The following is a 22,902-nucleotide window of genomic DNA, read 5'->3' on the forward strand; positions in this document are numbered from 1 at the left end:
TGTTTATTTTTATTGGATCAAGCAATACAATTTCTGAGCCATTATCATCCGTTGTGGTACAAGATTCTACAGAACAATGCAGGATGAATTCTTGCGCAGGATTAGGTATCATCAAAAGTTTACCTTTCTCCTTGCAGCTATTGTGTCTTTAACGCAAAGTTTGATTATTATTCCTGCATTAACAGAAGAGCCAAAGAAATGATCAGCAAGCTGATCTGACGAAGCATGCGTAATAATCCTGTTGCTTTAACTTGCTTCTTTAAAAACGAACAGAATGACGATCAGACTTTACGTTAAATTTACTAATTAAGCTTTTAGTCCGACCACCTCAATCTTCATCCGGAATGATGAGTTCCTTATAGTTTTTCAGGCCGGCCTTAAATTTTTCTTCAAGCCGCAGCCTCAGCTTTCTGGGCTTATGAACAACCAGGCATTCCCCAAAACCCAACAACAGGCGCTCCAGTTCGAAATTTAGCTGGACGCAGATTTTAAAGACGGTTCCTTTTTCAGTTTCGTTTACGATTTCCTGGCTGCTGTGGAATGGTTTAGTCTTTACGTAAGGCGCATTGGAAGAATCTACGAAAAACACGACATTCCTCGGAGCCATGGTCGGAGAAACGCTTACGCCGACGATATCTTTGAAGTATTCATCGCCATCGAGATTCAGATCAATATACTCGACTTTTTCTTCCACCTGAATATCCTCCATCCTGTCCAGAGCGAGGTTGTATTCTTTTCCCTTATGAAGGCAGATCATGAACCACCGGTTATTAAACTCTTTTAGCAGCTGCGGGTGCGCCACATAAGAATCGGATTCCCTTGCCTTAAAGCTTCTGTAGGTAATCCTCAGTACTTTTTTATGAAGAATAGCGTCATACAGCGCATCAATATATTCCAGTCCTTTCAGCTGTTCGTTTTTATCAAGATGAATGATCGATTTCTGGTTGGTCGAATGAATAGAATCCTCCAGCTTCTGGATTACCCCGTTCATTTCCTTGAACATCGAAAAATCCTTGAACTGCTTCAGGATCTGCACCGCATTGTTCATCGCCTTCAGGTCGCTTTCATTTACCGAAATATTATGGATGCTGTAGTCGGGATCGCTGTACCGGTAGTATTTCCGTTCATAGACTTCAATCGGGGCTTCATAACCGAATTTCTCGCTCCGCATGTTCTGCAGGTCGAGCTGCACGGTCCGTCTGCTGACAAAAGATTCTTTGCCTTCAAATTCAAAAAGCGCTTCCGAACACTCGTCAATAAGATCATCAAGGGTATATTTCCGGTATTTGTTTTTGAGGCATTTATCGAGCGTTTTGTAGCGGATCAGGGCATTTTTATTAGATGACATGGTTTTAATTTTTAATGATTGGGGCGTGTCCCGGAAGCCTTGACAGAAGCCAGCGCTTTTCCGGGCCGGGCTGCTCCAGGCTCCACTTTGTTCCGGTCTCAGGCGCGGCGCAAGCGCCGCGCCTGAGACCCCTCCTTCCAGTCGGGCCCTGCACATCCCTCACGCGGGGGTGTAATAACAGAGTATCTCCTCCAAACCTCATAGGTTTTGAAAACCTATGAGGTTTAATTCTCCTTAAAATTATTTTCGCTCTAAAGCCTTTCCTTCAAAAGCAATTCCTTCCCAGCCGTATTCCATGAAATTCCGGATGTTCTGGTGATCGGTACCTTCAGGGTTTTTCAGGACATCTTCCCGGTAGAATTCTCCGAAAAGATCAAGGGTTTCCTGCTTGGAAAGACCGTTCAGTTGGGCAAAACTGAATACTTTGCACGAACCGTTGTTCTGGTTGGCTTCGTTTACCGTATTGCCGTTGGTAAATTGGGTCGGGGTGAAATCGTAATGAGCATCAATAAAAGCAATCACCTCTTTAAAAGAAATTTCTCCTGCGGATTTTTCTAACTGTTCAAATAACATCGTTTATAATTTTTTCAAAAATAATTAAAAAAATCCGATCTGCGCAAAAAGATTGCATACTTGTGCCGTTACTTTGCATCAACAAAATGAAAGAACTCATGGAATTTAACGGAAACAACTTAATCGAATTAGGATACAGACCGGCCAAATGGTTTAAAGAATCCATTGAATTCATCAACGAAAATCGACTGGACGAGGGCCAGATCAAAATATATCTGGAACAGTTCAGACAGCCCGAACTGGTTCCGCTGCATGAAACGGCAAAAGATTTTGTCATCAACATCCGGGCAGAACACGAAAGCGAGAACGACAATGTGGAAAAGGTGATCAACACCATGAAAGTGCTGATGAAAACCCCGACCCTGATCGAAGGAGCCATTATGCCGGATGCCTGCCCGACCGGTCCTGCAGGAAATATTCCGGTGGGAGGTGTCGTGGTTGCGAAAAACGCTATCCACCCTGGATTCCATAGCGCGGATATCTGCTGTTCGGTAATGCTGACAGATTTTGGAAAAGCCGATCCCAAAGCTGTGCTGGATACCGCCCATTCGGTGACGCATTTCGGGTACGGAGGAAGACCAAGAGGGGAACAGATGCCGATGTCGCAGGAACTAATGGATGCCTTTAGGGAAAACAATTTCCTGAATGACGAAAAACTGATCAGCATTGCCCGTTCGCATATGGGAACCCAGGGCGACGGAAACCACTTCCTGTTCGTTGGGATCTCCAGAAATACCGGAAATACGATGCTGGTAACCCACCACGGATCAAGAGCGCCGGGTGCTGCCCTGTACGATAAAGGAATGAAGGTGGCCAACAAATTCAGGATGGAGATCTCCCCGGAAACCTTAAGGGAAAATGCCTGGATGCCGTACGATACCGAAGAAGGAAAATCGTACTGGGAAGCCCTGCAGCTGATCAGAACATGGACCAAAGAAAACCATACTTCAATTCACGATGCCGTTTTGCATAAAATGGAAATTGAAAAAGAAGACCGCTACTGGAACGAACATAATTTCGTCTTCAAAGACGGCGATCTGTTCTACCACGCGAAAGGAGCCACTCCGCTGGATGATAAGTTCCTGCCGGATATTACGGGACCAAGGCTGATTCCTTTAAACATGTCGGAACCCGTTCTGATCGTGAAAGGAACGACCAACGAAAGAAACCTCGGTTTTGCCCCGCACGGAGCCGGAAGAAACTTCAGCAGGACGCAGCATAAAAAATCATTGGCTCATAAAACCATCGAAGAAGTCTTTGCTGAAGAAACCCAGGGACTGGATGTCCGTTTCTTTACGAATGAAATCGATATTTCCGAGCTGCCGACCGCTTATAAAAGCGCGAAGAACGTGAGAGCGCAGATTGAAGAATACGGACTTTGCGAAGTGCTGGATGAAGTGATGCCGTACGGATGTATCATGGCGGGCGATGTGCAGAAAAATGCGCCGTGGAAGAAAAAGAAGAAATTCAGAAAAGCGTAAATAAACATAAACTAATAACCCGGCCTTGTAGATGTGAAAGTCTGCAGGGCTCATGAAAACTTTTTATACGTTCAGGCTTTTGCATTGAAAAACTTTCCACGAACAAAAATCTGCGGCATCTGCAAAATCCGCGTGAGTTTTTTAACGCAAAGATTTATTCTAAAACTGCATATGCTAAGGAAGCAAAGATGAATCAGCAAGCTGATTTGATGAAGCGTACGTGCACGCTTCGCGCAGCAAATTTATTTGCCTTTGCCTTCTAAGATTTCCTGAATCAAAATTGATCTTTGCATTGAAAAAATTCCAACAAACAAAAATCTGCGGCATCTGCAAAATCCGCGTGAGTTTTTTAACGCAAAGATTTATTCTAAAACTGCATATTTTAAGGAAGCAAAGATGAATCAGCAAGCTGATTGATGAAGCATACGTTTAGGCTTCGCTTAGCAAATTTATTTGCCTTTGCATTCTAAGATTTCCTAAATCAAAAATTGATCTTTGCATTGAAAAAATTCCAACAAACAAAAATCTGCGGCATCTGCAAAATCAGCGTGAGTTTTTTAACGCAAAGATTTATTCTAAAAATGCATATTTTAAGAGAGCAAAGAAGAATCAGCAAGCTGATTTGATGAAGCATATGTTTAGGCTTCGCTTAGCAAATTTATTTGCTTTTGCATTATAAGATTTCCTGAATCAAAAATTGATCTTTGCATTGAAAAAATTCCAACAAACAAAAATCTGCGGCATCTGCAACATCCGCGTGAGTTTTTTGACGCAAAGATTTATTCTAAAACTGCATATTTTAAGGAAGCAAAGATGAATCAGCAAGCTGATTGATGAAGCATACGTTTAGGCTTCGCTTAGCAAATTTATTTGCCTTTGCATTCTAAGATTTCCTAAATCAAAAATTGATCTTTGCATTGAAAAAATTCCAACAAACAAAAATCTGCAGCATCCGCAATATCCGTATGAGTTTTTTAACGCAAAGATCTTATCACTAAATTAAATAGACCAAGCTCTTAAAAACATAAAAACCCTAAAAGTCCGAACTTTCAGGGTTTTTTCTTTAATTATTTTTCCGGCATTTTATTTCGGCATTTTATTTCGGTGTACCATTATTCATCGTTCCGCTGGTGTTTAAGGTACCGGTAGTTCCGTATTTCAAAGGACTGCTGTTGGTTCCTGTTTTTAACGGTCCGACCCCATTATTCAGCGTACCGTTAGTGTTTAATGTACCGTTCGTTCCGGTATTAAGGGTACTGTTGCCGTTAAGGGTTCCTGTGGTACCGGTATTGAGCGTACCATTAGTGCCGGTATTCAATGTTCCCACCCCGGTATTTAGAGAACCATTGGTATTCAGGGTTCCGGTGGTGCCGTTATTAAGCAGACCGTTTCCGTTTAACGTGTTGTTGGTTCCGTTATTCATTACTCCGGTGCCGCTCTTTACCTTTCCGGTGGTGGTATTGGTGGTGGTCTGCGCAGAGACCGTGATAAAACAGCCTGCGATAAATGCTGCTGCTACAATTAAATTTTTCATTTTATTATTATTTTAGATTGGTGATGTCAGGGTAAATACAATTATCGTACAAATGTTGAGATGTCCTGAATCTTTTCTCTTGATTGATAAGTAATTAAATTAAATGGTTGAAAGAGGGAGGCTGGAGGCCGGAAGCTTTTTCGGTTAAATAACGGCTGGCCATCCTTACTATCAAACAGTAAGGGGTTTAGCAATCAACAATAGCTGTCATACCTTTTAGAATAAGCAAACTTTTTCAAAATAATGATTATTCTTTGAAGGGTGACATTTTATTTACTAAATTTATAAAGCTGAAAATCTTTTTACAAAAATGCCATCATGGATGAAAATATTTTGCTATATCAAGTACGTCCCGGAGATACCCTTGACAAAATCGGGGGTAAAATCGGAATGACAGGAAGTCAGCTGAAGGATTTTCATAATACCTATTGCGGAAAGATGGAAAGGTTATGGTTTAATAATCTGGCAGGGGTAAGGCAGCTTATTATTCCGAAAGAATACAAAAGTCCCGAACAGATCAGGGAGGAAAAAGAAACAGAACTTCCACCCTCCAGGGTCACAAGAGATTTTTATGCTACAGATTACACCGTAAAAGAAATGTTTTCAGATCTGTCAGGTGATCCTTTGGAAATAGAATACAAAATCGATGTTTCGTTTAAGAAAGAACAGGAAATCAATAGTCCTGATGAGATTGTCGACGTAAAATGTTATGATTTCAAAAAAAACGGAACAACACCGGATGATAAGATGAGCGAGATCTCCTTAGCCTGCATGGAAAGCATCTATCCCATTTCTTTTATAATTTCTTTTTCAGGCAAGATCTGCGGAATTTTTGAATTTGAGAAACTGAAACAGAGATTTCAGGAAAAAAGACCCGATCTGGATGCCTTTTTTATCGGTGAGATTTATAAGGCCTATCTGGATAAATTTCAGGCAGTCCTGGAAAAGCAGGAATATATGCTGAAACAATTTTCTTCTGTTCTCCTTTATAAGATATTGTTTCCCCAAATGGAATGCTTCCGTAAGACCGGTAAGTGGACACAGGAATTCTGTCTTTTGCAAAATTCTTTTTCGGTAAAATGCTTAATGAACGCGGAATACCATCATACGGAACCCAAAACAGCAGAAACTCTGATTAAAGGTTATATTGAAGAACCTCTTAGTATACAGGAAATACTGCGCGGGGTACGGTTTACCGAAGAACCTGAGAAACCGGCAGACGGCGAAATAGAATTCCGTTACCGCACCGATAAGAAAACAAAAAAAATGCTTCAGGCAGAGGCTTCCGTTATTTTAAACAGTGAGGATGAACTTTACCGGAAACAAACAATAAAACTGATCTCCAATGAAAAAATATCCTGACGAAAATAATAAATCCGGAAAAGACCCGGCTTTTTTTCAATCCGGCTTTTCAAATTTTCTGAATGATCATGATTTGGTTGACGGTGATGTGAACGGTTTTGATGAAGAGGTTAATGAAGAACAGGATGCCGCAGATGAAAAACACACGGAGCCGATTGAAAAAAATGGAAATCCAAAAGAAGAAAATAAAAAAACTGAAAGCAGTTCCGGCGAACACGACGGGAAATATTTTGTCGTCCAAAAAGGAATGGCCTGCTGCGACAAAGGCAGCAAGTTCCCGAACTTTAAAGTAACCAGTCAACAAAAACACTATTGGAATGATGAGAAAGGCGAAGCTGATTATCTCGCGGTAACGGAAGATGATCTCACCTTTAATCCTCCGGCAACCCCATTCGGGACCTGCAGTATAAAGAACGGGAATCCATGCGCTTATTCCCCTGCCGGGAAATGGATAAAAACATATGACAAAGTAAAGGTGATGGGCAAAAGTGTGGTTACGGAGTACTCTGAACTCATGTGCACAACAGGTGGAAAAATTACCGTAATGAAGCACGGACAGCAAAGTGAAGCCGGAAAAAGCCATGTGAACAACGCAGATTTCCGGGAACAGCAGACGTATAATCCTGTCATGGATTTTGAAGAGTTTAAGGAAGAAATCAATGAGTCGGATCAATTGTATTACGAATAAATATGGGAACGATTACAGGCAATCAAAATCCAATCGTCGGAGAGACTAATTCTTATGCAATCAATCTGGTGGGTGCTATCCCTTTCGTCAGCACCAATGCAAGCTATGAATGGTATCTTTTCAAAAAACAGAAAAACGGCAGCTGGATCGATATTACAAAAAACGGCGTTCCGAAAAAAGGAACCAACGTAGATTATAAATTCTTTGAACCCGTAGCCGGAGATCTGTTCGAGATACGGGTTTTCGAGATTGTACAGGGACTATTACCCAGTGTGGAATCCTCGAAAAAGTTATTCGGCAAACTGGAAGTAACGCCTACTGCCAGCAGAAACGCCCAGATCGATAAAGTGGTTCTCTTCAACAGAGGGAAAAAAGATGTCAACAAAGCAAGTTACACGGATACGCTGGTGGCTCAGGCTTTTTGTACAGGCTTATTTGGTAAGGAGATCGAATTCCAGCTTTGGGAAGATGATGCTCCCGGTAAAGGGCACGATGCAGCGGTTAATAAAAACAATAAAATTCCGCATATCTTTAAAGCAACGGTTAATGAAAAAGGGATCGCAGAAGTAAAAATCCCCCTAAGTGCAGATGAAAAGATTATGCGCCAGATCGCCAATAAATTCCTGATGAGAGGCGATAAGGACGAAGGGGCGAACCACGAATATTACGTCACGGCAACCTATCTTGGGAAAGGCGAGAAAGCAAGCCAGGTAAATGTACTCGTGGCCAATCCCGATTATAAGCCCAGACCCAAAACAGATTCCCCGAAATTCCCGGCCACTTCTACCGACCAAGCACCGAAACAACCCGATGCAAAAGGCAAAATTCTGGATGCTTATTTTGCAGATGCCAGTGGCAGCAAGCTAACGAATGTTCAGGTTGGAAAAAAAGTTCATGTGAAAATCAATACGATCGGAATGATGGGCAAACATATCCAGTACAAAGTCTGGGAATATGATCTGGGCAATAATGACCTGATATACGAAAGCGGAAAAATTAAAGTCGTAAGCGATCTGATTCTTACCGGTGGCTTCACCATCAATCCGGCAATATTTGGTAAAGGAATAGATTTTGGGAGTATGGATTCCGATGCGGGAAAGCAGAATTATTTCCTCGAGGTAATTCCTATTGATATATCCGCCGAATCTCAGAAATTCGGTGTTACTTCGGATGGTCTTATGGAGGTGGAAAATGTAAAGAGTCCAACGATAGTTAATTCTACACCTAAAAAGAATGATAAAAAAACTGATTGCTGCATAATTGATGAAGAATTTTTTCTTAGAAATTACGAGTTAGAATTTCCTAAAAAAAATAAACAGGGAAAATTAATCCCTCTCTCAAATTCTGTTAAAAATAGTCTCCGAAGAATGTTCAGAAGCATTTCCGAATATTATTCTAATGAAAAAAGATGCTGCAATAAATATCATATTGCTTATCTACTAGCTACTGCCAAACTGGAAACCGGGCATACATTTGACCCTGTGGAAGAAGCAAACTGGCTAAGCGCAAATGTCAGAAAGAAATATTTTCAGGAAATGTATGATCCTGTTTTAGGGAAAAATGACAAACGTAAAAAGATGGCTAAAGATAATGAAAATACCAAAAAAGGCGACGGTGAAAAATACTATGGGCGAGGTTATGTACAGCTTACGTGGAAAAAGAATTACCGAAAAATGCAGGAGAAATTTGGTGTAAATCTTGTTGATAACAGAGAAAATGCTCTTAATCACGAATTAGCAGTGAAGATTATGATTTATGGTAGTGAAAAAGGTATTTTCACAGGAAAAAAACTTTCCGATTACATTACCAATAATAGTAAAGACTATTATAATGCAAGAAAGGTTATTAATGGTGTAGATCAAGCCTCAAAAATACAGGGATATACTGAAAAGATAGAAAAATGCCTCAAAGTCAAAGAATGCAACTGTAAGGAAAACTCTAGTGCATCAAAACCACAAACCAAGGAAAAATATAATATTGAGTCTGCTGTAAATTATATTAATAAAAATGCCTTGCCCAAATCAGAAGGTGCCTGTGCAAAGTATGTCAGAAAAGCGATAAATGCCGGAGGAATAGAAAATATTTTCGGACACGCCACAGAATATTACGATATGGACAAACTAGTAAAATATGGATTCACAAAGGTAGGCACCGATATAAATTCAATAACTCTAAAAAAAGGGGATATTGTAGCTTTCGGTTCTGTGAAAGGACATCCTTATGGCCATGTCGCTATGTGGAACGGCACACAATGGGTCTCTGATTTTAAACAGAAATCATTCTGGGTTGCAAACCAATATTCAATAGATAAAAAATATGCTATATACCGCTGGAACAATTAATTATAAAAACAAAACTATATGAAAAGAATATCATTTTTAATTATCTCTTTTTTCTTTATATATTGTAAGCAGGAAACGAAAAATCCTCATTTAGTAGTAAATATGGTACAGAAAAATATACATTCTGAAGAAGCTATTAAGATGCTCAAGGATTTTTATCTTAATTTTTACAGTTCAGACGAACCTCTGGACAAAACAAAATCAATAAAAGATTTTGTTTCGAGCAGGGTTTTAAAAAGAATTGACAGTTTAACTAAAAATCCAGAAAATTTAATTATTGATTATGATCCCTTCATTAAAGGACAGGATTATAATGGCGAGAGCATCAAAAAATCCTTGGAAATAAAACCTTTAAAAAATAATGATGAGTATAGAGTAAGTTTTTTACAGTTTGGTGAGAAAGATGAAGCAAAAACAAATATTGATGTTTTAGTAAAAAAAGATAATTCAGGAAAATTTCTGATCTACAGCATAATAAATGATGAGCATTTAAATTTTAAATAAGTACTTATGACAAAACATTTTTTATTAACATTAATATTCAGCTTTTTTATAAGTTCTTGTGCAAAGCCATCAGAACACCAGGAAAAAGTCAATGACCGTATTGATCATAAGTCCAAACCTCAGGATTCTGACGAGGATGATCAGACACCTAAGGTGACCATAGAAGGTGATGATTTAATATTGGTCTATAAAAATAAAAAAGAGGTTTATAAGAATCTTATCGTCAATGAGATGTCTGTTTCTACAGAGCTTATTCAAAATAATGACCGCGGTTTTTCATTACTCTATGACCAAAATGCTTCTTCAACAAAAATCAAAGAAAAATATGATTTTATTTATTCAGAGAAGGGAATCTTTTTAATTGATAAGGAAGTTATAAAATTCGGACAAGATGGATTAATGATCAATAGATTATATGTTGACAATTTCAATTTATCAAATAAAACATTTGAAGATCTACAGTCATTAGGTGCAGAACTTCCGGATAACTTTGAGCAGGGCAGTTCATCAATGTCTATTTACGATTCTGAAAATGTACTTTTTGCGACACAAAATTTCCGGGACTTTACAGAAGATCTCTTTATCAGCTATCCTGATGTAAAAGATGGTGACATTAAGATTAGTAATGTGGAATCAGCGAACAATCAGGCTTTCAATTTAGAAAAAATAGGAGCGAATCTACAATCAAAGATCCTGTTAGAGCAAATCATTCGTCAATTTCCAGACCGGATTGTTGCTTATCTTAATCTGGCAGATGTGCTTTGGAAAATTCAGGATCAGGATCAGGCGAAAATACATTATGCAAAATATTTGTCATTAATGAAATCCCAGAATAAAAATCTATCGAAAGTACCGCAACGGGTTTATGATCGGATTAAATAATAGGATTGGATTTATTTTGTTAGAAATAGTATAGTAAAATAAAACAATACTATTTTTATAAAAGTACACAGAAGAAACCATAATTTTCACTTTGTCAGAAGGAAGCTGCTGAATGAAAACGGCTGTTATCATTTAGAAGTAAACTAATAAATTAATTATGAAAAACCTTCTTTTAACGGTACTTATTACCTTTTTTTCTGTTGCCTGTAATAAATCCCAGGAAAAAACAACTTCTGCTTCTTTAAAATCGGACACCCTTGTTCTGAATGACCAGGATATCGTTTTCGTTTCACCAGGTGATCAGACGATTGCAGCCCTTAAAAAGAAAAACGGTGAAGATTTCTACACCATCGCAGACGATGCCAACAACTATTTTTCTGAAGCATCAACCTATCTCGACTCGCTGAAAGTATCCTATAAAAACGCTGATGATACGAAAGTGTTTGTCTATAAGAAAGATAACAAAACCACAGCCATTCCAAAACATAAAAGCCCTTGGTATGCCGTATTTTATAAAGACGGAAAATATGAGACTGTGGATCTGATCAACGTTAGGGAAGAATATTCGAAGTTTTTTGGAAATACGGTTGCTAAAAGTTCAGCAGCCCTTGATTCCAAAACGGTCATCGCTTCTGTTGCCGGGGATCAGTATTCTGTTGTAGAAGAAAAAGACTGTGACCTGAACAATGATTATTTTACCGACAAAATTGTCGTTCTGGCCAATAACCGCGACCTCGATCCGCAGGATCCCGATACCAAAATAGCGCCTGTATTAATTTTACTGAATGATCAGAATAAAAAATACGATGTTCTGAAAAACGAAAAAATCTACCCAAACAGTTTCGGGGATTCCTTCCGAAAGCTGGTGGTGAAAGACCGGTTCTTTACGGTTGAACTGTTTAATGAAGTGCCGGACGAATACACTTCGGAAAAATACATCACCTTCAGATTCAGCGAACCGTCAAAAGAGATCGTCCTTTCGAGATATGGGGAGAATACCGTCTGGAATGATGGGAGAAAGACAAACACCTTATGTTCCGATAAAAATTTCGGTAAGATCCTGTTCCGGAATTATAATTCCGATGATATCCGCGCCAAATGTCCGAAATGACGCTGGAAACATCTTTTGCTTTTCACAGGTAAAATCTCCCAAGATTGCGCAGATTTTTACAGATGATAACAAGGCTTCGAGAACCTCAGCCTGACAGTGTATATATAGTTTAGCTTGGATTAAAATAACTCTTTATTTAAGCAGAATATAAGTTCAGACTAATATTGACGTTATGTCATCCTGAGGCTCTCGAAGGATTTCTTATAACGATGGTAAGGGCTTTGAGGGTTGCAGGCACCGAAGGCGCATAATTTCAGTATTCCGTTTGTCATCCTGGAAAGATCCATACTTAGTATTAGAAATCGCATGGAAAGATTTGAAACTGGATTTCTATAGCCCAACGAAAAATTTTCCGACAGATTTTCACGAATGATAGTATGGCTTCGAGAGCCTCAGCCTGACAGTGTATGTATAGCTTAGTTTGGATTAAAATAACTCTTTATTTAAGCAGAATATAAGTTCATACTGATGTTGCCGTTATGTCATCCTGAGGCTCTCGAAGGATTTTCTTATAACGCTGGTAAAGGCTCCGAGGCCCTGACAGTATGTATAAACAATTTAGTTTGGATAAAAATAACTCTTTATTTAAGCAGAATATAAGTTTAGACTGATGTTGGCGTTATGTCATCCTGAGGCTCTCGAAGGATTTTCTTAAGACGCTGGTCAGGGCTTTGAGGGTTTCAGCCACCAAATGCGCATAATTTTAACATTCGTTTGTCATCCCGGAGGGATCTCAACTTAGTATTAGAGAATCGTTTGGAAAGATTCAGGATTTCTACGGTATATAAACCTCAACATCCTGTGGCTGAGGTTGCAAAAGTTCTTTTCTCCTGTTCTTCCGTTCCGTGATCAGCCACGCCGCGTCCAGCATCTTCATCAGATGAAGATACGGCCCTACGATATCACGCTCCGGTACGTTATGTAATGTCCCGAGGGAGAAATACACGATGTCCGAAAGGAAGTCCTCCAGTTCCTCAATACGGTATTTCTTAAAGGCTTTGCAGAACACCAGTACCGGATCGCGGTATTCTTCCTCCGAAAGCGAACCGTACAGCAACGGATTACCGGTCTCCGGAACGGCCTCCCCTTTCCATTTCCCGGATTTCTTCCGGAGGCACCATCCGGCCCGGATCAGCGACCGCAGCGACTGGTGGAAGTGAAAGACCACCGAAGGGTCTTCCGGGATCCGCGTTTTCCCCTGTACCGCATACTGCATCATCAGGTTGAGCCGCTCCTTCGCCGTGGCCAGGTCATGGAACTGAAAAAATACGTCCCCTAAAGCGACGGGTGAAAGCTTGCTCCGGCCGGACCAAAACCGGGATTCAAAGTCTATGGTGTTCTTTTTCATACAAAGAAGGTTTTGTGTTTTGTTTTTCTTTTGGTTAGCTTCGTTGTCAAAACCGTTATAATCGTTAGCAGTTGTTTCTTTGACAAGATAAACTGCAAGCGTCGGCCTCTGAAAAGGCCGAGCCTGCAGAGTTTCATCATTTGAATGCTTTTACCGCATACTTTTCCCTTTCTGCTGCACAGTATTTTGCTGGCAGAATTGTTATTATCATATATTCTTTTGAAAGCAGCTTAGAAATGCTATAGAATCATACTGCATAAATAAAACGGCATGGAACTCTACATATCCGACTTGAGGTACTGGTATACCGTGCAACAGATAAGAGAGCCCACGCCTAGGTCGTGAGCTTCCTGCTTATCGTCTCGTTGCTTTTAAAGTACCAGTTTTCAAGTCGAGATTTCTAAGCAATAGCTTCTATATTTCTTTGAAGTATCGCAAAGTTAACAAGTTTTATATTATTAACAATAATTTCAAATATACAAAAATTATCGGTACGCCATAACGTAACGATATATTTTTTTTGAAGTTGTTAATTGCAGTTGTGAATACTGAAGAACATGTTTACAAGATTAAAATAATTCTATCCTTAAAAAAGCTTTTGGAGAAAGGTAAAAACTTACAGAAGGAATTTAAGGATAATAAAATAGTGTACAGTTACCATGGAGTTGCTTCAAATGCACTATTAAGAAAAGCCACAGTTAACGATACTTTAAATGGAAACACAATACCTAAGGCTACAACTTTAATTAGTATAGTTGAAGGAATGGGGTTTACTATGACTGATTTTAGTAAGGAATTTGACAATATTACAGAAGTAGACATAAAGACATATCTGAATCAAAATAAATAAGATATAATAATAAAATGTTTTAATATAACTAATTATTGTATTTAAATTTAATTATTACGTGTATTTGTATTTTCAAGTATTCCAATTAACATTTTTTCTCGACATAGCTTCCGAAAATTAAAAATTTAAGTTTATTTTATCGTTTCTAATAACCTTTCCACGTATAAAAACATTCAAATATTAATAACCTATAAATTATATATTTTAATTTATAAAGTATATGTATAAAAGTTTGCTAAATTTGCTAAAACTATAAGTAGCATTGGAAATAAAAGATACATCAGATTATTTACTACCACCTTTTTTTGAAAGCCTTCACAGACCATTTCATCAACCCTTGAAATCAACAAGATGGGTTTGTGAATTTATGAACTCATCAAAAAAAGTCTTAAGGGCAAGTGAAGTAAATATTGAATTTTATCTTTTTTTAGTAAATAAATTACACTCTGAATATAATAGAAATACAAATTTTGAACTGTCTGGTTTAAGCAGTAGAAGCGCAATATTTGCTGTATTCAATTATTTGCACGAACAAAAAAGTAAACAGGAAAAAATAAATTTGATAATAGATACATTAAGATGTAATAATAGAAATGATGTTCAAAAGCAAATTTACTCTTCTTATAAAGCAGCATCATACTATGTTAATTTAGCTAAAGAAAAGCTTAATCTTGTAAACTCTACAAGTAAATTAACTCAATATGGGAAGGAACTTGTATTAATCAGAACTCAAAGACATTCCACAAATCTTACTAAAGCCGAGAAAGTTTTATACTTTAAGTTGCTTGTCAAAAATGATTTTTTACTTTTTATATCATTATGTCTCTTTAAAAAATTGGAATTTAAGTTTAATGTTGAAAATATCGAAAATCTGTATTTTGATTTTATAGATCATTTTTATGGAATAAAACATTTTAATTATAATAGAAGAAGCTTATCCAATTATAATATAGTAAGAGAAGCCTGGATTAGTCAAATACAAATTCTAACTAAAACTAATCAAATCAAGTCAGAATTTGTAAAAATTTTAAAAAGTGATCCTGTAACATCCAAGTGGTTTAATGATTTACACTTAAATTTTACAACTTATATTAATGAGAATTTTAAAAATGATAGAAGTTTTGAAAGTAAAAAATTAGATTTTATAAGATTTTATGAAAAGTGTATAGATGAAAAAAAGGATGTTAAAGGATTTGTAAATTTATATGATATCAAAGAAAACATTCGTATATCATATGTTAAATTTAATGAGTTTGTAAGTAAATTCTATGAAGATGAAAAATCAAAAAGGCATATTTTTTTTAGTAATATTGTTTCTTCAATTGATGGTAGGAAAAGATTTATTGTAAGAGGACGCCCTGTGTTGAAAATAAAATTTAAACATGAAATAAAATAACTCAATGGAGATAAATAATCTTTGGCAGGATCTCGTAATAAAAGCTAACACAAAAGTAACTTTACAAAAAGACTTATCGGAAGGAAAAGTACCACAATTACCATATTTTGTAATTGGTATTCCAGATGTAAAAGAAGAAATTGGTAAAAAGTTAGAAAAAATTGATGATCCCAAGGAACTTAGAATGACAACTAGCTTGATTATAGCTAAATATGGAAATGGCAAAACGAATCTTTTAAAATATCTAGAACTATTTTTTGAGAACCATCCTAATATTAAAATCATATACAACAAAGCAAACATAGATCAGCCTGATTTAGGTTTATTTTTGCTTAAACAAATACAGAATCATTTCACAGAAACATTAATAAATCTAATTATAGATATGCGACAAAATTATAATTTTGATTTATTAACAAACAATAATCCAGTAGATTTTGCATCTATTAAAGAATATTCAGATACTCTTTTTGATAATTCTAAAACGAAAGAGGAAATTAAAAAATTAATTTATTTAGGAACTGGGAGATTATATACAAAAAATGAATTCTTAAATTTTGGGCTGGAACAATTATCTAATTATGAAAGAAAAGAAGTACTTATATTATTTCTTAATATTCTAGCACTAGGTAAAACATTTATTATATTCCAAATCGATGAAATTGAAAAAATATTAGAAAAATCCAAGCTTAGGCTAAATACATTTTTAACATCTTACAGAGAATTGTATGATATGTTTAGTTATATTAAAGGACATTATCTTCAATGTTGTATAACAGATGCAGGTGGAGATGGAGCTTATCTAGAAGGTATAAACCAAGCGTTTTATTCCAGAATTGAGCCCCACATACTTCTCTTAGATATAATGAATGGTAAAAATGATATGTATGAACTAGTTAGTAAATTAAATGTACTTTTTAATATCAATAAAGAAAAAAGAGATATTGACAAAATAGTTAAAGAATTACTAAAAGAAAACCATGGACAAAATAGAGAATTAGTAAGAAGTGCAGTTGCTCATTTGACTTCGAAAGAACAAAAATTATCCTTATCGGATCTCCTTATAAAATACAAGTTAAATGATCTTTATGAATCTACTTATACAGAATTAGAGTATGAGGGGTTTTTCAAATCACTAAAAGACAAATTTTTCGATCCACTTGAAGCTTATTTAGAAGGAAACTTTATGCTTGAAAGAGGAAGCGTAAAAGTTCGAGATCTACAATCTTTTATTGATGATGACCTTGAAAAAATTCACTATTTCATATTAAATCAAAATGTTAGCTTAGAAACTATACAAAGTAAAATTGATGAAATTTCAATAAAGTATAATTATGATATTATCATTTATTCTCCTGAAAAATTAGAGCTCAGAAATGGTGAAATTAATTCTAATTTAAATATTGAAATAGTTGATTATGATCCCGTAGAGCTTTTCGTTCTGTTAAATATGTACAGAGATAATTTTGAATATCAATTTGAACTTACAAAAATCATTAGGGATTATACAAACAACAACTTATAACCATGCTTAAAAGCCATTGTATCGTAGAATATTATAAATATGATATAAACTTAATCAAACCTATTAAGTATATCTGTCAGTTAACTTACGATATACTTTCTATTTCGACGGATGAACCTAATATAAATAATTTATTTAAAGCGGATTTTATTGCGGATGCAAATATAGATCTAACAAACTTACCTGAAGATATAAATGGAAAGGACTCAGTTAGCTGGCTATCAGATCAATTAGCATTATTCTTTGTTAAGGATATTTTAAATAAGGTTGATTTAAAAAAAACATCTATTTTACTAATACATCAAACTTCTAAAATTTTATATGCTTTAAATAAAAGTAATAGAAGCATTGATAAGAAGGAAGAAAGTAATAGTGATAAAAAACAAAGTATTAAAAATGCTTTAGTACGATTAATTAAAGAACAAAAATTAATAAAACTGTTTGCAGAAAAAATTTCTGATGAAAAAATTCGTAATTGCATAAAAGATTCATCAATATTAGATGTAGATGAATTGTATCTTGATTGCGTTACAGTTGAAGATACTGATGTGCCTTTTGATGTTCCTTATTTTGAATATTCCCTACTCGATGAAGACTTAATTAATACTGACTTCACAGAAGCTTCTGATGTATGGATCAACAAAGATAAATTGAAAACAGAATTAAAAATTGAGGTTGGTAGTAATAACGATGTCTCAATTATAAGAGACTTAAAAATAAAAAAAGAAATTGGGCTTAAATTTAACAGCTTTATTTTTCCTCTGCAATCTAATCTTGACAGTTATATAAGATCAAATAGAAAAGTTGATTTTTATTGGATACAAGTAAAAGATGTATTTAAAAGTTGATGAAAATAAAAGGCAATATAGTTCCACATTAATAAATAGTTTTAAAAATGAAATAAAAAAGAAAAATTTCACAAATCTTCTTTCATATTTAAAGCAAAATCTTTATATAGATCACGAACTATTAACAAAAGAAGAATATATACCTTTTAGAATATACTTTACACCTTCACTTAAAATTCAAGATGTAAAATATTTAAAAAAACTAAATTTTTTTATTAATGATGCTGAATCCTCAACTTCTTTTGGGATATACTCTTCAGAAAAACTTGCAGAAGATTCAAACCACTTTAATTTAATTCATTGGTATGATCGCACTAATGAAGGAAAGGATCTTAAATATCGTGATAACTTAGGACCAAAAGGAACAAAAGATGTACATAAAGTAAATACTTTAAAACCAGAAATTGCTTTCTATTTTATTACAAAATATTTCGAAGATTACATTGAGAATTTACTTAATGAGATAAGTAATAATACCATTAGTAATTTTCATCTTTTTAATGGAATTGATGATTTAGGTGAATTCGATTTTCTCGTAAAAGGATTAGAAACTTTTTATTTTATTGAGGTCAAAACTACTTTGACCAAATACTATATCACAGAATATATTGAAAAGTGTCAAAAAGTTATGAATGCTTTTAAAGATATTGCTGTAAAAATAGAATTTATCATTATTGGTGCCTATAGTCATTCGAATTTAGAGGATTTGAAACATCATATACTAACGTCTCACAGAGGTAATAAAAGATATAATAATAGAATTAATAACTTGGATACTATTCCATATAATTTTAAAATTCCAATTGAAAAAGGTGATAAAAATTTGCTTTGCATTGCAGAATCAAATTATACACTTTTAAAAACATTACTTAAAAAATGTCTAAAATAAAATTACCCGTTACACGGTATTATGGTTCAAAAAGAAAACTGGTCGAAAGAATTTGGAATGGAATAGAAATAAAAGAATTAAAATTTGATTCCGTTTTAGATATCTTTGGCGGAACTGGTCTATTTTCATATTATGCTAAATGTAAAAGTAAGCAAGTAATTTATAATGACATTTTTAGATTTAATTCAATAATTGGTAAAAAGCTTATACAACAAAGCTCTAATGAACTTACATTGGAAAGAGCTAAAAATATGTTACTTCCGATTGAAGGTATTATTTATCAAAATATAATCGCAAAAAATTTTTCAGGAATATATTTTACTGATGAAGAAAATTATCAAATAGATATCTTTGTTCAAAACATTGATTTTTTAGAAAACGAAAATTTAAAGGCAAGTGCCTATTATATACTTTTTCAGTCATGCATTATAAAAAGACCATATAATTTGTTTCATAGAAATAATTTAAATATGAGATTAAATTATAAAAATGGAAATTTTGGTAATAAGAAAACTTGGGAAAGATCATTTTCAGAGCTATTTGAAAGATTTATAAATGAATTAAATGAATTTTGCTTTGATAATGATGAAGAAAATATTTCTCTAAATTCAAGTGCTATTCAATGTAAAGCTCAAGCAGATTTGCTATATATTGATCCCCCTTACTTCACGTCTGGTTCAAATACAACTTACCATAGTAAATATCATTTTTTAGAAGGTTTGGCCCACTATTCTGAAATCGAAAATAATATCGATCATAATAAAAAAAATAAAGAAATTACTATTAATAAATCTTTAGAATTTGAAAACAAATCGACATTTTTAAATGATTTGGAACAACTTCTTTTAAATCATATTAATTCTCACATAGTCATTTCTTATAGAAATAATGGCGTTCCAAATATTGAAGAAATGGCTGAATTAATTAGAAATGTTAATAATAATTTTGAGGTCTCAATTACAGATCTTGGTAATTATGGATATGCATTAAATAGAAATAATATTAATAATAATGAAATATTAATAATTGCTAAAAATATACTATTGTAAAAAACTTTTTTTTAATATGACATGTTTAAGTTTCTAATATTTCAATAAAAAATCCCGGCCAAAACCGGGATTTAACTTTTCAAATTCAAACTTACTTAACTTCCACAGGAACAGAGATTTTATCCCAATCCATGGTGAAACCGTTTTTGTTGATTTTGTAGACTAAGGCTTCCTGGGTGGTTGGTAAAGCTTTTGTTTTTACGTCTACCCGTAGCGCGTCTTTGGACTGCTCGTATTTGTAGGCGCCCCATTGTTTGGCTTCTTTGTTGAAGATGGCGGTCCAAGTTCCGCTGGCTTTCGGGATCAGGAAGAAGCTGTATTTCCCAGCCGGCAGTTTTTTGCCCTGAACGGTAATATCTTTATCCGTTTCAAACGTGGTGGCTTCGTTGGCTCCTGCTCTCCATACTTTGTCATAGGCTTCCAGGCCGCCCCAGATGGTACGCCCTTTCACGGATGGGCTGCTGTAAGCGATGGTGATGTTGGCATCTTTGATTTTTCCGGTGGCCGTCATCGGTGGGCTAGCCGGTTTTTTGGTTTCCTGCGCGAAGGCATTTACAGAGATCGTCATGGCCGCAACGAGGACGGTCGCCGATTTTAGGATGGATTTCATACTATTTTTATTTACTTGTTTGTTATTTTGTTAATCGTTTACGAATGTACTGCTTTCTTCTTATATCTGCTTCAACTTTTTTATTGAACCGTAAAAGTCACAAAAGATATTTTAAGTGGATGGATAATGAGCCTTTGAAGTTCTTAACACATAAGTCACAGAGAAGATTTGAATAGCTTGAAAATATTTTTAGAACACATCAGATTAAAAATCAAAGATTTTTTTAAAACTTTTATCAGAATTTGAACACAAAGCCCACAGAGAAGATTTGAATAGCTTGAAAACATTTTAGAACACATCAGATTAAAAATCAAAGATTTTTAAAAACTTTTGTGCGCTTTGTCAGCAGATATTCAACTTTATTCAACGGTATGAATATCTTTTGTTCCTTTTGTGGTTAAAGAATCTACAGATTTTCACAGATGATTACGCTTATTTTAACACATAAGTCACAAAGAAGATTTGAATGGCTTGAAAATATTTTTAGAACACATGAGATTAAAAATCTTTGATTTTTAAAAAACTTTTGTGCGCTTTTAACAGCATCTTATTCAACTTTATTCAACAGCATGAAGATCTTTTGTGAATTTTGCGGTTAAAATTCTCCTCAGATTTTCATAGATCATAATGTGATCTCGGCTCCGCTCAGCCACCAAATCGGAAGTAAGCTTAACCGATAAGAAAATCTTTGATTTTGCCTCAGGTATTCTTAATAAATGAATCGGCGAACCTCTTCGAGGTTTCACTCTAATGTGCTCTAAAATAGGCACAATACGAGCCTCTTTAATCTCATGTGGCTTATGTGTCAAAGCTTCTTTTGAGTCTTTTGCGGTTTCATTTAAACAAGCTTCCTGTTAAACAACAACCCGATGGCAGAAAACAGAATCACCGCCGCGGCCCCGATCACGTTAAGCCAAAGGAAGGAAACGATATCGAACTGATAAATGGCAATCACCGTGATTTCCGATAAAATGGCCGAAACAAAGACATTGGCCCCGTTGATCTTTTTAAAGTAAAAGGCGACCAGGAAAATGCCCAGGATCGGACCGTAGAATAAGGAACCCAATACATTCACCGCTTCGATGAGGGAGCCCATCTGCGTGGCAAACATGGCGATGCCGATGGAGAAAATCCCCCAGGCCAAAGTATGCAGTCGGCTGTACTTCAGTTCGGTCTGCTCATCAGGCATTTCTTTGCTGAAGATCAGGTGGACATCTTTTAACGAACAGGCGGCCAGGGAATTCAGCGCGGCCGAAATGGAACCCCAGCTGGCGAGGAAAATGACGGCAAACAGAAGACCGGTCATCCCGATCGGCAACGTATTCTTTACGAAATACAGGAAAATATAATTGGTATCGGTTTTTTCTGCATTGGAGTTGGATTGGTTGATGGCCTCCTCTACCCTTCCGTGAAGTTCTTTGACCTCAGTCTGGGTGTCTTTAAAATCCTGAACTGCTTGGTTAAGATGTGGAGAGTTGGTTTCTTTAAGCTTTAAAATTTCTTTCGATTCTGCATTGAACTTTGCCTGTAAATCCCGGTGCTCTTTCTCAAATGCCGCCGCCTGTTGAGGCTGGGTGTCCTTCAGATTCTGGTAAGAACGCTCGTTGAAGTAGACCGGCGCCGGTTTCAGGGAAAAGAAGGCGAAAAGCAAAGCGCCGATCAGGAGAATGGCAAACTGCATCGGAATCTTCACCAACCCGTTCAGCAGCAGGCCCATTTTGGCGTTGGTGTTGTCTTTGGCGGTAATATACCTCCCGACCTGACTCTGGTCCGTCCCGAAGTAAGAAAGGGCCAGGAAAAACCCACCGATCAGTCCGCTCCAGAGGTTGTACTTGTCTTTCCAGTCGAATTCGGTGGTGATGACATTGAGCTTTCCGGATTTCCCGGCCAGATACAGCGCATCCTTAAAACCGATACCGCCCGGCATATCCTGAATCAGCAGATACCCTGCAAAAGCCATAGTTCCCAAGATAATCAGGAACTGTAATTTCTGAGTGTGGGCAATGGCTTTGGCTCCGCCGACGTAGGTATAAATCAGCAGGATTCCGCCCGTTAAAACATTCGTGAGATAAATATTCCAATTAAGAACGCTTGCGAGGATAATACTCGGCGCATAAATGCTGATTCCCGTAGATAACCCTCTTGAAAAAAGGAACAGCAACGAAGTAAGTACCCTTGTCTTTTTATCGAAACGGTTTTCCAGGTATTCATAGGCGGTATAGACATTCAGCCGCTGGAAAATCGGGATGAAGGTGATGCAGATCACGATCATCGCCAGAGGCAGCCCGAAGTAATACTGGACGAAGCGCATCCCGTCGGTATACGCCTGGCCCGGCGCCGAAAGAAAGGTAATGGCACTGGCCTGCGTCGCCATAATCCCCAAAAGCACAATGTACCACGGCATTTTGCTGTCCGCTTTCAGGTAGGAAGCGTTGCTTTTCTGGCCGCGGCCGATCCATACGCCGTAAACCACCACGGCCACTAAGGTAAAAATGAGAACGGCCCAATCGATACTGCTCATGCCCAGAATTTAGTGAATAAGTAATACAATATAATCTGTAC

19 protein-coding genes are annotated in these 22,902 nt (G+C 36.2%); 13 read left to right on the forward strand and 6 right to left on the reverse strand.

The window, feature by feature from the left end; translation table 11 throughout:
• Nucleotides 1-328 precede the first annotated feature (328 nt).
• Both QE422_RS16275 and QE422_RS16280 read right to left on the reverse strand, forming a co-directional pair.
• Nucleotides 329-1,348 carry a YafY family protein gene (locus QE422_RS16275; RefSeq protein ID WP_307460687.1) on the reverse strand — a complete coding sequence of 340 codons (1,020 nt, stop codon included), beginning with the start codon at nucleotides 1,346-1,348 and terminating at the stop codon, nucleotides 329-331.
• 240 nt (nucleotides 1,349-1,588) lie between these two features.
• Entirely contained in the window at nucleotides 1,589-1,921 is a 333-nt protein-coding gene (locus QE422_RS16280; RefSeq protein WP_307460690.1) for a HopJ type III effector protein, read from the reverse strand.
• Nucleotides 1,922-2,019: 98 nt separating this feature from the next.
• Between QE422_RS16280 and QE422_RS16285 the strand changes: the two genes are divergently transcribed.
• The gene (locus QE422_RS16285; protein ID WP_307462393.1) at nucleotides 2,020-3,402 is read left to right on the forward strand and encodes an RtcB family protein; all 1,383 of its coding nucleotides are present in this window, start codon (nucleotides 2,020-2,022) and stop codon (nucleotides 3,400-3,402) included.
• 1,096 nt (nucleotides 3,403-4,498) lie between these two features.
• Here QE422_RS16285 and QE422_RS16290 read toward each other — a convergent pair.
• A complete protein-coding gene (locus QE422_RS16290) occupies nucleotides 4,499-4,936 on the reverse strand; it encodes a hypothetical protein (protein WP_307460693.1) in 438 nt (145 codons plus the stop codon).
• Nucleotides 4,937-5,254: 318 nt separating this feature from the next.
• Here QE422_RS16290 and QE422_RS16295 point away from each other — a divergent pair, with 318 nt between their 5' ends.
• From QE422_RS16295 to QE422_RS16320, 6 genes are all read left to right on the forward strand, one after another.
• The gene (locus tag QE422_RS16295; RefSeq protein ID WP_307460696.1) at nucleotides 5,255-6,298 is read left to right on the forward strand and encodes a hypothetical protein; all 1,044 of its coding nucleotides are present in this window, start codon (nucleotides 5,255-5,257) and stop codon (nucleotides 6,296-6,298) included.
• Nucleotides 6,282-6,986, forward strand: coding sequence for a DUF4280 domain-containing protein (locus tag QE422_RS16300; protein ID WP_307460698.1), 705 nt, complete (start codon nucleotides 6,282-6,284; stop codon nucleotides 6,984-6,986). The genes QE422_RS16295 and QE422_RS16300 overlap by 17 nt, the downstream gene beginning before the upstream one ends.
• 2 nt (nucleotides 6,987-6,988) lie before the next feature.
• Nucleotides 6,989-9,328 (forward strand): hypothetical protein, encoded by a 2,340-nt coding sequence (locus QE422_RS16305; protein ID WP_307460700.1) that lies wholly within the window; start codon nucleotides 6,989-6,991, stop codon nucleotides 9,326-9,328.
• A gap of 18 nt (nucleotides 9,329-9,346) precedes the next feature.
• Entirely contained in the window at nucleotides 9,347-9,832 is a 486-nt protein-coding gene (locus QE422_RS16310; protein ID WP_307460703.1) for a DUF3828 domain-containing protein, read from the forward strand.
• Nucleotides 9,833-9,838: 6 nt separating this feature from the next.
• Entirely contained in the window at nucleotides 9,839-10,714 is an 876-nt protein-coding gene (locus tag QE422_RS16315) for a tetratricopeptide repeat protein (protein WP_307460705.1), read from the forward strand.
• 157 nt (nucleotides 10,715-10,871) lie between these two features.
• Nucleotides 10,872-11,825, forward strand: coding sequence for a hypothetical protein (locus QE422_RS16320; RefSeq protein WP_307460708.1), 954 nt, complete (start codon nucleotides 10,872-10,874; stop codon nucleotides 11,823-11,825).
• A 775-nt stretch (nucleotides 11,826-12,600) separates the two neighbouring features.
• Here the strand turns inward: QE422_RS16320 and QE422_RS16325 are convergent.
• Nucleotides 12,601-13,173: a hypothetical protein gene (locus tag QE422_RS16325; RefSeq protein ID WP_307460710.1), complete on the reverse strand. Its 573-nt coding sequence runs from the start codon at nucleotides 13,171-13,173 to the stop codon at nucleotides 12,601-12,603.
• Nucleotides 13,174-13,714: 541 nt separating this feature from the next.
• Between QE422_RS16325 and QE422_RS16330 the strand changes: the two genes are divergently transcribed.
• The 6 genes from QE422_RS16330 to QE422_RS16355 all read left to right on the forward strand — a co-directional run bounded on the left by QE422_RS16330 (nucleotide 13,715) and on the right by QE422_RS16355 (nucleotide 19,730).
• Nucleotides 13,715-14,023, forward strand: coding sequence for a hypothetical protein (locus QE422_RS16330; protein ID WP_307460713.1), 309 nt, complete (start codon nucleotides 13,715-13,717; stop codon nucleotides 14,021-14,023).
• A 262-nt stretch (nucleotides 14,024-14,285) separates the two neighbouring features.
• Nucleotides 14,286-15,419 carry a hypothetical protein gene (locus QE422_RS16335; RefSeq protein WP_307460716.1) on the forward strand — a complete coding sequence of 378 codons (1,134 nt, stop codon included), beginning with the start codon at nucleotides 14,286-14,288 and terminating at the stop codon, nucleotides 15,417-15,419.
• A gap of 4 nt (nucleotides 15,420-15,423) precedes the next feature.
• Nucleotides 15,424-16,944, forward strand: a complete 1,521-nt coding sequence (locus QE422_RS16340; RefSeq protein WP_307460718.1) for a hypothetical protein — start codon at nucleotides 15,424-15,426, stop codon at nucleotides 16,942-16,944.
• A gap of 2 nt (nucleotides 16,945-16,946) precedes the next feature.
• Nucleotides 16,947-17,792, forward strand: a complete 846-nt coding sequence (locus QE422_RS16345) for a hypothetical protein (RefSeq protein ID WP_307460720.1) — start codon at nucleotides 16,947-16,949, stop codon at nucleotides 17,790-17,792.
• The gene (locus tag QE422_RS16350; protein WP_307460723.1) at nucleotides 17,776-18,681 is read left to right on the forward strand and encodes a hypothetical protein; all 906 of its coding nucleotides are present in this window, start codon (nucleotides 17,776-17,778) and stop codon (nucleotides 18,679-18,681) included. Before QE422_RS16345 ends, QE422_RS16350 begins: the two co-directional genes overlap by 17 nt.
• A complete protein-coding gene (locus tag QE422_RS16355; RefSeq protein WP_307460726.1) occupies nucleotides 18,669-19,730 on the forward strand; it encodes a DNA adenine methylase in 1,062 nt (353 codons plus the stop codon). Before QE422_RS16350 ends, QE422_RS16355 begins: the two co-directional genes overlap by 13 nt.
• 91 nt (nucleotides 19,731-19,821) lie before the next feature.
• On the opposite strand, the gene QE422_RS16360 is transcribed toward QE422_RS16355, so the two are convergent.
• Together QE422_RS16360 and QE422_RS16365 are read right to left on the reverse strand one after the other, a co-directional pair.
• Nucleotides 19,822-20,340 carry a DUF2911 domain-containing protein gene (locus QE422_RS16360; protein ID WP_294198118.1) on the reverse strand — a complete coding sequence of 173 codons (519 nt, stop codon included), beginning with the start codon at nucleotides 20,338-20,340 and terminating at the stop codon, nucleotides 19,822-19,824.
• A gap of 838 nt (nucleotides 20,341-21,178) precedes the next feature.
• Nucleotides 21,179-22,861, reverse strand: coding sequence for a sodium:solute symporter (locus QE422_RS16365; protein WP_307460729.1), 1,683 nt, complete (start codon nucleotides 22,859-22,861; stop codon nucleotides 21,179-21,181).
• Nucleotides 22,862-22,902 lie beyond the last annotated feature (41 nt).

It is taken from the genome of Chryseobacterium sp. SORGH_AS_0447 (genome assembly GCF_030818695.1).
Lineage (GTDB): Bacteria > Bacteroidota > Bacteroidia > Flavobacteriales > Weeksellaceae > Chryseobacterium.